The organism is Geomonas oryzisoli (assembly GCF_018986915.1).
Lineage (GTDB): Bacteria > Desulfobacterota > Desulfuromonadia > Geobacterales > Geobacteraceae > Geomonas > Geomonas oryzisoli.
This window is the reverse complement of the sequence record NZ_CP076723.1, coordinates 3,397,983-3,411,589: the sequence shown is the minus strand read 5'-3', so window position 1 is coordinate 3,411,589 and position 13,607 is coordinate 3,397,983. Positions and strand designations below refer to the sequence as shown.

The 13,607-nt window shown below is 56.0% G+C and carries 9 protein-coding genes; 2 read left to right on the top strand and 7 right to left on the bottom strand.

What is annotated here, in order from left to right:
- Positions 1-404: 404 nt before the first annotated feature.
- The 4 genes from KP004_RS14840 to KP004_RS14825 all read right to left on the bottom strand — a co-directional run bounded on the left by KP004_RS14840 (position 405) and on the right by KP004_RS14825 (position 4,887).
- Positions 405-1,100, bottom strand: a complete 696-nt coding sequence (locus KP004_RS14840; RefSeq protein ID WP_216799275.1) for a hypothetical protein — start codon at positions 1,098-1,100, stop codon at positions 405-407.
- Between the two features lie 223 nt (positions 1,101-1,323).
- Positions 1,324-3,108: a tetratricopeptide repeat protein gene (locus KP004_RS14835; RefSeq protein ID WP_216799274.1), complete on the bottom strand. Its 1,785-nt coding sequence runs from the start codon at positions 3,106-3,108 to the stop codon at positions 1,324-1,326.
- 111 nt (positions 3,109-3,219) lie between these two features.
- Positions 3,220-4,029 (bottom strand): DUF3108 domain-containing protein, encoded by an 810-nt coding sequence (locus KP004_RS14830; RefSeq protein ID WP_216799273.1) that lies wholly within the window; start codon positions 4,027-4,029, stop codon positions 3,220-3,222.
- A 471-nt stretch (positions 4,030-4,500) separates the two neighbouring features.
- Positions 4,501-4,887, bottom strand: coding sequence for a GxxExxY protein (locus KP004_RS14825; RefSeq protein ID WP_216799272.1), 387 nt, complete (start codon positions 4,885-4,887; stop codon positions 4,501-4,503).
- A 1,188-nt stretch (positions 4,888-6,075) separates the two neighbouring features.
- On the opposite strand from KP004_RS14825, the gene KP004_RS14820 reads away from it, so the two are divergent.
- Positions 6,076-8,403, top strand: a complete 2,328-nt coding sequence (locus KP004_RS14820) for a protease pro-enzyme activation domain-containing protein (RefSeq protein WP_216799271.1) — start codon at positions 6,076-6,078, stop codon at positions 8,401-8,403.
- Between the two features lie 57 nt (positions 8,404-8,460).
- Positions 8,461-9,456: a hypothetical protein gene (locus KP004_RS14815; RefSeq protein WP_216799270.1), complete on the top strand. Its 996-nt coding sequence runs from the start codon at positions 8,461-8,463 to the stop codon at positions 9,454-9,456.
- An 87-nt stretch (positions 9,457-9,543) separates the two neighbouring features.
- Here the strand turns inward: KP004_RS14815 and KP004_RS14810 are convergent, their stop codons facing one another.
- From KP004_RS14810 to KP004_RS14800, 3 genes are read right to left on the bottom strand one after another with little or no spacing between them, the layout of a single operon-like run.
- Positions 9,544-9,936, bottom strand: coding sequence for a hypothetical protein (locus KP004_RS14810; RefSeq protein WP_216799269.1), 393 nt, complete (start codon positions 9,934-9,936; stop codon positions 9,544-9,546).
- A gap of 28 nt (positions 9,937-9,964) precedes the next feature.
- The gene (locus KP004_RS14805; protein ID WP_216799268.1) at positions 9,965-11,119 is read right to left on the bottom strand and encodes a sulfotransferase family protein; all 1,155 of its coding nucleotides are present in this window, start codon (positions 11,117-11,119) and stop codon (positions 9,965-9,967) included.
- A gap of 24 nt (positions 11,120-11,143) precedes the next feature.
- Positions 11,144-13,603 (bottom strand): glycosyltransferase, encoded by a 2,460-nt coding sequence (locus tag KP004_RS14800; RefSeq protein WP_216799267.1) that lies wholly within the window; start codon positions 13,601-13,603, stop codon positions 11,144-11,146.
- Between the last annotated feature and the right edge of the window lie 4 nt (positions 13,604-13,607).

Sequence of the window (13,607 nt, the reverse complement as noted above, 5' to 3'; positions counted from 1 at the left end):
TCGATTAAATGAAGTACCTTGCCCCGCCTCGAAAGAGGCGGGGTTTTTTTATGCAAAACGTAAAAGCTGTTACGCAAAGAATTCAAAGTACGCGCGAAGGGCGCCATGAAACCTCCTCTTTGAGGTTTAACCCAACGTCTTACCTTCCGATCTTTGCGGATACTCAGCGTTCTTTGCGTAACTGCTTTTACAGGATTTAGAAGCCGTTACGCAAAGAACCCAAAGCAGGCGCAAAGGGCGCCATGAAACCTTCTGTTTTAGGTTTAACCCAAACTCTTACTTTCCGTTTTTCGCCGATACTCGGCGTTCTTTGCGTAACTGCTTTTGACGTGGTTTTACTGGAAAGGTGTTGATGGGAAGGGCTCCCTCCCCCTGCTAGAGAGGGAGGGAAATCAAGGTAGGAACTACTGCTTGTCGATGCCGCCGGAGAAGATGACCTTGTCGAAATTGCGGTTTAACGCTGCGCTGCCGAAGTTCTTGACCAGGGAGCCGGGCTGGAACTTCACGACCTGTCCCTGTTGGATCTTTTCGCTGGCCGGGACGGCGACCCAGATGTCAGTCTCGCCCTGGTCTACGCGAGCATACGTGTATTCCCCGCCGTTGATGACTTCGAGGATCTTCCCAGCCACGCCCACACCGCCAGTCGTCTTGGAGGTGGGGGTAAGCGGCGAATGCCATGACGGAAGCTTCTTGGTGGGGGCTGCCGGCTTGACCACTGCCTTGATCACCAGTTCGTCGCTGAAGTAGATGGTGTCGAAGGTGCGGTTCAGGCTTTTCGCCAGGTAGTTGGTCACCTGCATGCCCGGTTTCACCTCGACCTGCTGCCCGACTTTCACGTCCGAGGTGGGGATGGCGAACCAGGTCTTCGCGCTGCCGCTGTCGACGTTGATATAGCTGTATCTGCCCGCCTGGATCACCTCGGTGACCGTTCCGTTGTTGATGTTGACGGAAGGGGAGGCCGGTGCTTCCTTGGCCGCGGGAGCAGGTTCGGCGGGCGGTGCCGGGGCCGTTTCGGGTGCCTTGCCGGTCGTGTGGGCGCAGCCTGCGGCGAGAGTGAGGGTTGCTGCACATAGTGCCAACGGTTTCAGATGATGCCACATAGTCTTTTGCTCCTTTTCAGGTGTTGCTGCTTTCCCGGGAAGGAAGTTCCCGTCTAAAGGTAAAATCGAAATCGTTTAACAGGGATAAAGGGGATGCAGGGGATAACGGCAAAAAAGTCTTTGAGGACAACAAAAGCTTGATGCTTTTTCTTTTATCCCTTTTATCCCTTTTATCCCTGTGAAGCTGATGTGTTCTTTTCCCCCCTCGCCGATTCCAGGGTGCCTATTGCCCCTGTGCGCCCGACTGCGCCCGAATCAGGTCCAGGCGGTATTGCGGCGTTGACGGATCGAGGCTCGCCGCGCACTGGAAGAAGACGGCGGCCTTTGGGAGATTTTGCTGTAGGGCGAACGTGACGCCGATCTTGTGGTAGATACTGGCGTCGGTAGGTCTTTGCTTCATCGCAGCCTGGTACTGCACCATCGCCTGGGGCAGCATTCGCTTCAGCCGGTAGGCGTCGCCCAGGTTAACCTGCGCCTCCGCGAGGGTGGGGTCCAGCTTTACCGCCAGGGAAAGGGCGGCAATCGCCTGATCGTAGTCCCCTTTTTTCCCGAATATGCTGCCGATCAGGTTATACGGGTTCGCCTCCTTCGGGGAGAGACGGGTGGCGATGACCGCTTCCTGCAGCGCTTCCTCCAGGCGCCCCGATTTCTCCAGGGCCAGCGCCAGGTTGTAATGCGGCCGCCCCTTCTTGGGGGATTTTCGCGCCGCGTCCCCCCACAGGCTCAATTCGCTTCCCCACACGCTGTTGCGCGCGACCGTCGTGACCGCCAGCGCGAGGACCACGACGCAGGCAATGGTAACCGCGGCGCGTGACACGGCGCCCTTGAAGAGGAGGGAAAACAGGGCCGCGAGCGCGATGAAGGCCCCCACGGACGGCAGGTAAACCCGGTGCTCGAAGATGACGTCGGCAATGGGGATCACGCTGGACTCGACCGAAATGGTCATGAAGAACCAGAGTATGCCGAAGGACACCAGCCTAAGCTCTGGAGCCGCCTGCGGATCGCGGGAGCGGTGCCAGAGGGACAGGGCGGTTCCAAACAGCGCAAGCAGCAAGAAAAGCGAGAGGATGACCGGCACGTTGGCAAGCGAGTGGTACACCGGGAAGTCGTAATCCACGTTCTGCCGCATCGGCAGGATGAGAAGACGCAGGTACGTGGCGATGACCGGGAACTGCGTGAAAAGGTAGTCCAGACGCGAAAGTTCACTGTCGACACGGGTTACCGCCGTCACGTCGGAGATGATCTGGCCGATGGGCTTGTTGGTGCCCAAAAGGCTGAGCGGGACGATCAGGACCGTGAGGCCCACCGGAAGCAGGAACAGCAGCTTCTTTGCCGCCGTCATCCGGAAGAACAGGAATTCGTAGAGCACCACCACGAAGGGAAGGGTGAACGCGATCTCCTTGCTCTTCATGGCGCAACCTGCAGCCGCCAGCGACAGGAGATAGAAAAGAAGCGGTTTGAGGGCGAATGGCCGGCCGGTTTCTTCCTGGATCAAGCGGGCCTTGCCGTAACAGAAAATCGAAGCCACGAAGAAGAGGGTGGCCAAGGCGGCCAGGCGCTGGATCACATAGGTCACCGCCTGGGTCTGCACCGGGTGTGACACGAAGAGCAGCGCGGCAAAAAGCGGGATGAACCAGGATGTATCGCGGCTCTCGTCGCTGCGGCGCAACACGGGGGTGGCAAGTGTGATGCGTGCCAGGAGGTAGGTGAGAATCCCGGTCGATATGTGGATCGCCAGGTTGACGACGTGGTATCCGGTGACGTTGAGGCCGCCGAAGCGGTAGTTGAGGGCGACGGTGAGATAGCCAAGGAAACGGCGCGGGTTGTAGGCGTAGCCATCGTCAAACAGGAAGCGGTGCAGATCCTTGATGACGTTGTTGGTTACGATCGATCCCTCGTCATCGAAGATGAACGGGACGTGGAAGGAATTGCTATACGCGAAGAGCCCGACCACTGCGATAAGGAACAGGTGCAGAGGAAGGCGGGACTTGAGTGGTTTTTTCGACATCGGCTTACCTTTCGTGATCGACGGAATGGGCCGTAATCTATCACAAAAAAGGGAAACCTAGAACACATAAAAAGGCGGCGCGGACTATATGGCCGCGCCGCCGGGGGCGTGTCAGTAGCTGCCGCCGACCAGCACCGCGCGGATGGTCTCCATCTTCGGAATGTTGTTTCGCACGCTCTCCGGCGTGAACTGCTGCAGATAGGCCGGGATGCCTTCCCGGAACAGGTCGTTTATCCTTTTTTCGACGATGACCGGCACCTTCTTGGCGTCATCGGTAAGCCAGATGGTGAGGGGGCCGCGCGCGTAGAAAAGCCCTTCGCTTTCGATATCCATATTGGGGGAAACCACGATGGTCCTGAAACTGCCGGCAGGCGTCTGCACCGTTTCGCGGCGCAGCACGGCGACCTTGACCCGGTTCAGCTTCCCCTTGTCGAGTACATTGACCTCGATGCTCTTGCCTACCGCTAGCGGTACCTGGCGCAGGTAGAAGAGGCAGGATACCGGGTCCCAGGCCGGTTCGACCAGCTTAGCCGACGATTTCTCGAACGTCTTGAGGTTTACGAACTCGAAACGGTTGTTCTTGTGGTTCACGCTGGCGGCGCGGTGCCAGTCGTTTTTCCCCTCGCGAAGCTTCATCTTGTAACTGTGCAGCGCGAAGCCCTTGCCTTCCCTGTCGAGTTTGCTCGTCTCCAGGTCGTCCACCTTGTAGAAGGGAGCGGACCATGCCTCCGACTTGACCTTCGACGTGATTTCGACGCCGCTACCGGTCGTGGTAGTGGAAAGAGTCGAAGTGCCGATTTTGACCCCGCTCCAGGTCAACTGGTAGTTGAGGGTTTCCGGGATGGATGAGGCGAGTGCAGCTGTGCCGGAGGCAAAGAGAGAGAAGCAAAGAAGCAACAATGTATAAGCTGGCTTTTTCATGGTGGGTAATCTAGCACATAAAGAGGGGGCTTTTAAAGGACTAAACGGGAAAAAGCCGTTACGCAAAGCACGCAAAGGATGCGCGGAGGGCGCTATGGAGTCTATGGTTTTTGGTTTAACCCCAAAGCTCTTACTTCCCGCTCATTGCGGATACTCCGCGTTCTTTGCGTAACGGCTTTTCAAAGCAGTTACGCAAAGCACGCAAAAGGATGCGCGAAGAACGCGATGAAATCTATGGCTTCTGGTTTAACCCCAAAGCTCTTACTTCCCGTTCATTGCGGATACTCCGCGCTCTTTGCGTAACAGCTTTTCAAAGAGTTACGCAAAGCACGCAAAGGATGCGCGGAGAGCGCGAAGAAATCCATGGCTTCTGGTTTAACCCCAAAACTCTTACTTCCCGCTCATTGCGGATACTCCGCGTTCTTTGCGTAACTGCTTTTACGCAAACTATGCGCGAAGGGTCGGCACAGTTCAGCGTCCCAAATTATTAACCATTCTCTTCATGCCGTTCTTCATGAGCGACACGTTCCAATTCAGAACGTACCCGAGCTTCAAGCCGCTTAGCCTCAGGTAAGTGAGAAGTTGAGCTTCGTGTAAGGGGATGATTTTGTCCACGCATTTGTTTTCTATCAGGACACAGTTGTTAACTATCATGTCCACTCGGTAGCTAAGGTCCAGGCAGAGGTCGCGATACCGAAGAGGTAATGCAACTTCGCAGTCGACGGTAAAGCCTTGCAACTGAAGCTCGTAGCAAAGGCATTTTTGGTAAGCAGCTTCCAGTAGCCCAGGTCCCAGGTGGCTATGCACGTTAATCGCCGCTCCAAGGACCGATCTGCCGACCTCATCAATCGTTTCCATACCCCCTCCGTCATTTTGAATGAATGTAGTTTAATTCAAAAGACGGCTACGCAAAGCCCCCATGAAAAGAATGTGCGAGCGCGCTGTGAAATTTTCTCCCTTTGATTATCGGTTTTTGTTTCCTGCTCTTCGCGAATACATCAGCGATCTTGCACAACCGTTTTCAAGCAGTTACGCAAAGCACCCAAAGGATGCGCGAAGGACGCGATGAAATCTATGGCTTTTGGTTTAACACCAAAATCTTGCTTCCCGTTCATTGCGGATACTCGGCGTTCGTTGCGTAACCGCTTTTCAAAGCAGTTACGCAAAGCACGCAAAGGACGTGATGAAATCTATGGCTTCTGGTTTAACCCCAAAGTCTTACTTCCCGCTCATTGCGGATACTCCGCGCTCTTTGCGCAACCGCTTTTCAAAGCAGTTACGCAAAGAACGCAAAAGGATGCGCGAAGGACGCGATGAAATCTATGGCTTCTGGTTTAACCCCAAAGTCTTACTTCCCGCTCATTGCGGATACTCCGCGCTCTTTGCGCAACCGCTTTTCAAAGCAGTTACGCAAAGCACGCAAAAGGATGCGCGGAGGGCGCGATGAAATCTATGGCTTCTGGTTTAACCTCAAAACTCTTACTTCCCGCTCATTGCGGATACTCCGCGCTCTTTGCGCAACCGCTTTTCAAAACAGTTACGCAAAGCACGCAAAAGGATGCGCGGAGGGCGCTATGGAGTCTATGGCTTTTGGTTTAACACCAAAATCTTGCTTCCCGTTCATTGCGGATACTCGGCGTTCTTTGCGTAACCGCTTTTAAGTGCAGTTACGCAAAGTTTCCAAAGACGCGAAGGACGCTATGAAATCTATGGCCTCTGGTTTAAGCCCAAAGTCTTACTTCCCGCTCCTTTCGGATTAACCGCTTTGTTTGCTTAAGCGCTTTTTGCCGGACGCTCTTTCACGGGTACGGTTCTGGCAGATATGTAATCCATGAATCTCCATTGTGCCCGAAACCCCTGTATTTTATACGGTCAATCCGTTGGCGGTTACGCCATATTGCGAATTCACCGTCTTTTTACTCGGTGTTTTCACGAGGGCTTTGGTATCGAAACGGCATCAAAATTGTGAGAAGTGCCGATTGTGGGTTTGTAAATAAATTTTTATTGCAATAAAATTATCTGCCCGATTGCGGGCGAGGTGACCCGATGCGCAAAAAAACCTGTCTTGCCACGGCTGCGGCCGTAACCCTCCTGCTGGCTGCCGTTCCTGCGTTCGCTCGTTCGCCACGTGTTATTGACGACAACGACAGGGTCCCCCTGAAGGGGAACGTTCACCCCAACGCTCGTGCCGAGTTCGATGCCGGCCCTGCGGAGCCGACGCTGCCGATGGAGCGCATGATTCTGACGCTGCAGCTCTCACCCGAGAAACACCAGCAACTCAACAAGCTGCTGGCGGAGCAGCACGATCCGGCTTCACCCGATTACCAGCACTGGCTGACCCCCGAAGAGTTCGCCGACCGCTTTGCCCCGGATCCGGAGGACATCGGCGCCATCAAGGGATGGCTCGCGTCCCAGGGATTCACCATCGACGGGGTTTCCCGCGGCCGCACCTCGATCAACTTCTCCGGTGACGTTGCCAAGGTGGAAAAGGCGTTCCGCACTAAGATCCGCAAGTACGAGGTGGACGGCAAGGTTCGCCACGCCAACGCGCAGGACCCCGAGATTCCCCGCGGCCTGGCCGATGTGGTAGCCGGCGTCGCGACCCTGCACGACTTCGGTCACAAGCCCATGAACACCGGAGCCAAACTGTTGGCCGAGGTCAACCCCGAATACACCTACAGCTCCAGCATTCACTGGATGTCCCCGATCGACTTTGCCACCATCTACAACCTGAACCCGCTCTACAGCGCGGGCTACGACGGCACCGGCCAGACCATCGCCGTTGTCGGGCGTACCCATCCAACCGGCAGCAACTGGAGTGATTTCCGCAGCATCATGGGGCTCCCGGCGAAAGCGGTGACGGTGATCGTGAACGGCACCGATCCCGGGTCGGTCAGCACGGGCGAGGACAACGAGGCGGACCTCGACGTCGAGTGGGCCGGTGCGGTCGCCAAGAATGCAACCGTCCAGTTCGTCATCTCCAAGACGACCGCCACCACCGACGGCGTCGATCTCTCGGCACAGTACATCGTCGATCACAACCTCGCCCCCGTCATGACCACCAGCTTCGGTCTGTGCGAGGCGTCCATGGGCACGTCGCAGAACAACTTCTACAACAACCTGTGGCAGCAGGCTGCCGCACAGGGGATCACCTCCGTTGTCGCAGCCGGCGACTCGGGCGCCGCCGGCTGCAACAGCCCGGACGCAGCCACCGGTACCGGCTTGGGGATCAACGGCCTCGCCTCCACACCGTACAACGTCGCTGTCGGCGGGACCAACTTCAACGATGGGGGCGGCGGCTACTGGAGGGCCACCAACGGCCTCTACTACAACTCGGCGGTAGGCTACATCCCGGAGAGCGCATGGAATGAGAGCGGCGTGGTTTCCGGCGGATATCAGCTCTGGGCCACGGGCAGCGGTCTTTCCAGCATCTACTCCAAGCCGTCCTGGCAGGTCGCGCCGGGCGTACCGGCCGGCACCATGCGTGGCATCCCCGACGTCTCGCTGACCGCATCGGCGCACGTGCCGTACCTGGTCAGGAGCAAGAACGCACTCTACACCATGAGCGGAACATCCGCCGCCTCTCCCTCCTTCGCCGGCATCATGGCGCTCATCGTGCAGAAGACCGGGGTCAGGCAGGGTAACGCAAACATCAAGCTCTACCAGATGGGCAACGCCCAGTACACCTCTGCCGGCCCCGCCGTGTTCCACGACTCCACCGCCGGCAGCAGCTCCGTTCCCGGTGTCACCGGTTATTCCTGCACCACCGGTTACGACTTGGTCACCGGTCTGGGCTCGGTCGACGCCAATGCACTGGTGAACAACTGGCCCACCGCACCCGCCCTTGCCATCACCGCCGGCTCCCTTGCCAACGGAACGCAGGGCGTAGCCTACAGCGCCACGCTCTCCGCGTCCGGCGGCAGCGCTCCCTACACCTGGTCGTTAGCAAGCGGAAGCCTCGCCGGCGGCCTCGCCCTGTCGAGCGGCGGCGTGGTGAGCGGGACCCCGACCAGCACCGGCGTGTTCGGCTTCACGGTACGGCTCACGGACACCATGGGAACCGCCGTCACCAAGAGCTTCTCCCTTGCGGTCAGCGCGACCGCCTGCAGCAATCAGCCGGTGGAAATCGCCGGTGCCACCCCGGTTCTCTACCCTGACTTCAGCTCGGCCTATCTCGCCGCAGCCAGCGGGGCGGATCTGCAGCTGCAGGCCCTTGATTTCAGCGCCGACTTCGTCTTCGATCGGGATATCGCCGTTTCGCTCAGCGGCGGCAACGATTGTGCTTATTCCGACAACTCCAACAAGACCGGCGTGCTTGGCAAGCTGCGGGTCACCAAAGGAACCGTCGCCATTGACAAGCTGGCGTTCAAGTAATCCATGTAATCAATTTGCAACTATGCATGTAATCAATTTGCGGAAAAGGAGTAATCCATGAACAGCAGGAAGATGATCATCGCAGCGCTGTGCGCCGTGCCCCTGAGTGTGCTCCCCGTAGTGGCGGGAGCCGTCGAAACCGACAGGATCACCGTCGAGGACCCCTCAACCGGAACCGTCAAGTTCAAAGTCACCTCCGAAGGCAACGTGACCGCTGGCCAGTACACCGGAGATGGCGCACTGCTCCAAAATGTCGCCCATTTCAAGGGAGCCTGGAGCTCAGCCACCGTCTATGCCAAAGACGATGTGGTCACCTACGGTGGCGGCAGCTACATCGCCCTTGCCGCCAGCACCAACGCCCAGCCCGACCTCGTGCCGGCATCCTGGACCGTGATGGCTCAGAAAGGTGCCACCGGCGCCGATGGCGCCGCCGGTGCTACCGGTCCGCAGGGACCCACAGGCGCAACCGGTCCGCAGGGGCCCACCGGAGCAAGTCCTTTTGCATTGTCAGGAAACAATGCCTATTATTCCGCAGGCAGTGTCGGAATAGGTACTTCGACTCCTGCGTATACACTTGATGTTGCAGGTCAAATACGCATAGCCCAAGCAGGAGTAGCAGGCTTCACGATTAAGAACACCGCAGCTTCATTTAGTAATGCCATGACAGTTGGCGGAGTAGGAAACCCGCTATATCTGGCTAACTGGTCGCTAACTGGTGTTCAAGATGATGTCACCAAGCCAAGTTGGGGCATCGGTCTTCAAATCAACAATGACCAGCTCGTGTTCCAGCGCGCTCCCGCTGGCAGCAACACCCTCGCGACCCAGATGGTAATCAAGAACACCGGTAATGTTGGTTTCGGTACCACCACTCCCACTCAAAGGGTTGAGGTAAACGGCGGGCTCCGTCTCAACACGGTCACTGCGAAACCCACCTGTGACACCAACGCCCGCGGCACCTTCTGGTTGACCAGGAACGGTACTGGAGTCATGGATACCCTCGAAGTCTGCATTAAAGATGCAACCGAGGCCTACGTGTGGAAGCCCGTCTGGTAGTTCCGCTCAATAAATGGGTATTAGAAAGGGGGGGCATCGTTGGATGCCCCCCCTTTCTTGTTGTTCGGCAGACGTCGTTTGTTTAACTTATTTTACCACCAGCTTCAGCTCGTTTGATTTGGACCCGGTTTTGGTGTCGAGGAGGAACACCGGATACTCACCCGCTGCCGAGTAAGCGCTTTTGGGTACGAAGCAGGTGATGGCATTCCCTTCCTTCTTCGGGTTGCTTTTCATCTGGACGTTATTCAAAACGATCACGGTGCTGGGGGTTACGTTTTCTGCTTTTGCCCAAAGAGCACTTTCACCGTTGGGCTGAATGTTGAAGTCTTTCCCCACTGGTGTCGCTTTGGGGCCGAAGTCAACCAGAACCAGTTGCTGCCCGGGCTGGGCCGGCGCTGCAGGTGCGGTTTGGGTGGCTTTGGACGCTTCCTGGGCTTCTTTCTTGTCGCAACCGGCGAATGCGACGGCAACGAGCAGCATAGATATCATCGCTACGTGTTTTTTCACTTTACTCCTCCATGTGTGATTTTGGTGAAAGCGGTGCTTCCCCGTTTGCTAAAGGCAACGTATCATCTTTTTCTTGCAGCTGGCTTCTTAGAGTTGCAATTTCGTCTTCCATTTCGGCGATGGTTGCATCCAGGCTCCTGCCCCAAGTCCCTAGTTCCTCGACCTCTTTCTGCAGGTCGAGGATCCTGCAGTCTTTTTCCCGGATTTCTGCGTCCAGCTCCTGTCCCCATCGAGACAGCCTGTCTATTTCCTCTAGCCTGAACTGCTTCGCAAACTCCAGGAATTTATCTTTCATTGCCATGTGCCGCTCTGGATCAACGGTTTTTCGAGGCTGCAGTTGGAGCAGATCCTGATAGAGTCGTGAGGCCTCCGCGATATAGGTACGCTCAAAGTCTGGTTTTGAAGATATGGTGGTGTCGCCGGAACTGTTGATTTTTTTATGTAACGGCAATAGGCACGTCTCGTCAAAAGGCAAACCTATGAAGTCGAGACAATGGGCGATAACTTCCTTCGGCCTGTCTACAAGATCCGAGTACAGAACTCTTGTTACCTTGTCTGGGCCGAGGGCAGCCTCTGCTTCGGCTGATGCGTTCACCAATCTCATCCACGTACGGTACGCCTCTTCTTCGCTGTAATCCCTGCCGCCTGCCTTGGAAAAGTTTTGCAAACTCTTCGCCACGTCGTGAGGGGTCCTGAGGATATGAATAAATTTTGCGCCAGGATAGAGACGGTTCAGGCCGTAAACGAAGTGTGAGTTTTCCGGCGTACCGTCTACCCAGCGATCCTTTGTTTGCCCCCTGCCGTGTGCGAGGTTGTAGAGTGCTGACTTGAGCCGAGGGTCCTGATCAGACCTTGCCTTTGCAGCCTCCAGGTATCTGTCGAGGTAGTTGGATATGAAGTTGTTGACCCCCTGCCCGAAAAACTCGCAAAACTCATCTTCGGTGACGCCGATTGAACTGATGTTCGAGTGGTCGGCGTTTACCGTGCCCAGCAAGAAGAGTGTATCGAGGTAGACACTCAGATACGCGATCCAGTTTGTTTCCTCCAGCGCGAGAATCTGGGGATGCTGTCCCAAGCACCAGGTTAACACGCTGGTGCCGGACCTATAGGAACCAATGACGAAAACAGGAGCTTTATCGATGTTGCGTCTGTTCAATGCCTTACCACCTTTAATAACTTCCTACGAGTCTAGAAGCGCGGTGAGCGTCTCCCGTACCTTGTCTGTAAAAACTGACTGCGAAAAATTTTCCGCAACATGCTTCTGGCCGCTTAGCCGTACTTCATCCCATAGCTGTGGATCATCGTATAGTTTCAGCACTGCCTCGGCGAATCCCGCATGATCGTCTTCAATGAAGGCGTCCTTCGCATGGGTCAGGCCGATTCCTTCGGCACCGATGGAGGTGGTCACGACCGGCAGGCCGAAGCTGAGAGCTTCCAGTATCTTTCCTTTGATGCCGGCGCCATAGCGAAGTGGTGCTATGTAGACCCGGGCCTGCTCGAACAACGGGAGAAGGTCTTCCACAAACCCGGTGAAAACGACGTTGCTGAGATTGCAGTGCTTCAGCTTGCTTTGGGGGACCTGTCCCACGATGTGCAACTTCACGTCCGGGCGCTTTGCTGTGATGAGAGGAAAGACCTTCTCCAGAAAGTATGCCAGTGCATCCACGTTGGGAGGGTGGGTGCTGCCAACGAAGAGAAGGCCTGACCGATCGGTGAATCTCGTGGTGCAGTCGGTAATGCCGTTGATGGGAAGCGGGATCACCGTTACTGCGGCGTCCTGCAGTTCATCCTGAATAATGTCACGCTCGACCGTGCTGTGGATGCTGATAATGTCGCAATTTCTAAAGAGGTACATCTCCCGCTGTTTAATATTTTCGAGTTCATCCTCTTCGCCGCCCTCGAACTGAAATCTTCTCTGCTCGCGGAGGAACTCCAAATCTGGATCATGATAGATGACTTTCTTGATTCTCGATCTGACCGTGTCTATGAAGTTGATGGCGATATGGTTTCTGGTCAGGATTGCGGCGTCGAAGTGCCTCTGATGTTTTTCCAGGTAATGGTCGAAGTCGTGTCGTCCGTAGATCACCTCTACGCCCATCTGCTGCACAAGTGTCGTGTATGGTTCACTGCGATGCAGGTTGTCCGGCCAAAAAACCACCCGGAAGCCGAGGTTGGCCAGGGCCCTCAGCAAGCTGTACATGAAGAAAGAGCCGGCATCCTTGTTGTACGTGGGGACATAGTGGTCGATGACCAGGATCCGCTTGCCCGGATTTCGGTCTCTTGCGTCAAAGAGATTGTCGACACTGTGTTCGCACTGCAGTTTTAACTGATCCGACCATTTTTCCACGAACTTCGCCGTGTTTATCTCCTGATACTTCTTCATTCCTGATGAGGTGCTGGTCCCTGCGGATACACCTTCGTAATGGACTATGACAGACTCGGGCTGGTACAGGACCCGGTAGCCAAGACTCCTGACCGAGAAGCACAAGTCGGTGTCCTCCCAGTAGGCGGGAGCGTAACGCTGGTCAAACCCTCCGATTTGGTGGAAGAGTTCCTTTCGCACCATGAGGGAAGCGCCAGAGCAGTAGTCTACTGCGCGCAGATAGTTGTACTCGGGTTTCGAGGGATCGTCGAACTTTCCGAAGTTCCAGCCGCTGGCATCCTTCCAGATGATGCCACCTGCCTCCTGCAGTGTGCCGTCGGGATATACCAGCTTTGATCCCACCGCGCCGCAGCTCGGGTCACCGTCCAAAGTGTTTACCAACGCAGAGAGCCAGCCGGGTGTCACTGTGGTGTCGTTGTTGAGAAACAGGATGTACTTGCCGCGAGCCACGTCGGCGCCCGCATTGCAAGACCCGACGAATCCCCTGTTTTGTTCGGCCCGGATGTACACCAGGTTTTCCATCGCCCGCAGCGTTTTTTCAGTGGCATCGGACGAGTTGTCGTCCACGACAATGATCTCGTATGCCGTGTCAGGAGTCTGTTCAAGGATTGAAGCGAGGCAGTTCTGTGTATAGAGGATCTTGTTGTAAACGGGGATTACAACAGAGACAGTAGGCTCTGCGAAAACAGGAAATGTAAGAGGCCCGATGTTGGTGCGAAGCTGTGTCTTCACCTTTTTAGGCCTGCGCGCCTTCAGTCTGTTCCAGCAGATGCTGACAAAGGACGCCGGACCTTCGTTACGCAGGACCTTGAGCCCGTCGTTGACGCTCCTGAGGATACCGCTCCTGTTTGAGTTTAGAAAGGCTATCCATCTCCAGCGCAGGTGTTGGTACATCTTCTTATGGCTGTAGCTGAAACAGTCCACGTTCTCGTTGAATATGATCAGGTTGCTCTTCCTCGCCAGCACGCCGAGGATCTTGTGCTTGATGAAGCCTGATTCGCGGGTGAACATAACGACGACGGTGTCGTACTTGGTGTTCCAGAGGCTGAACAGAAACGAGATTGCCACCGGGATGCCGCGCTTCAGCGAAATGTAACGACACAGATCCGGAACCAAGTTGCCTGGCACGGCAGTATGGACATCATCGGCAACAAAATCGATTTCGGCGCCTGAGGTAAAGATCTTCTCTTTGAGAATGCGCAGGGACTTCGCCGCCAGTTCAGCATTGCCGCTTTGTACGAAGAGTATTTTACTCATAACC

Bases quoted from the DNA above. Each gene is read 5' to 3' on its own strand.
- KP004_RS14840 (WP_216799275.1), bottom strand. From the start codon at position 1,100: ATGTGGCATCATCTGAAACCGTTGGCACTATGTGCAGCAACCCTCACT.
- KP004_RS14835 (WP_216799274.1), bottom strand. From the start codon at position 3,108: ATGTCGAAAAAACCACTCAAGTCCCGCCTTCCTCTGCACCTGTTCCTT.
- KP004_RS14830 (WP_216799273.1), bottom strand. From the start codon at position 4,029: ATGAAAAAGCCAGCTTATACATTGTTGCTTCTTTGCTTCTCTCTCTTT.
- KP004_RS14825 (WP_216799272.1), bottom strand. From the start codon at position 4,887: ATGGAAACGATTGATGAGGTCGGCAGATCGGTCCTTGGAGCGGCGATT.
- KP004_RS14820 (WP_216799271.1), top strand. From the start codon at position 6,076: ATGCGCAAAAAAACCTGTCTTGCCACGGCTGCGGCCGTAACCCTCCTG.
- KP004_RS14815 (WP_216799270.1), top strand. From the start codon at position 8,461: ATGAACAGCAGGAAGATGATCATCGCAGCGCTGTGCGCCGTGCCCCTG.
- KP004_RS14810 (WP_216799269.1), bottom strand. From the start codon at position 9,936: ATGCTGCTCGTTGCCGTCGCATTCGCCGGTTGCGACAAGAAAGAAGCC.
- KP004_RS14800 (WP_216799267.1), bottom strand. From the start codon at position 13,603: ATGAGTAAAATACTCTTCGTACAAAGCGGCAATGCTGAACTGGCGGCG.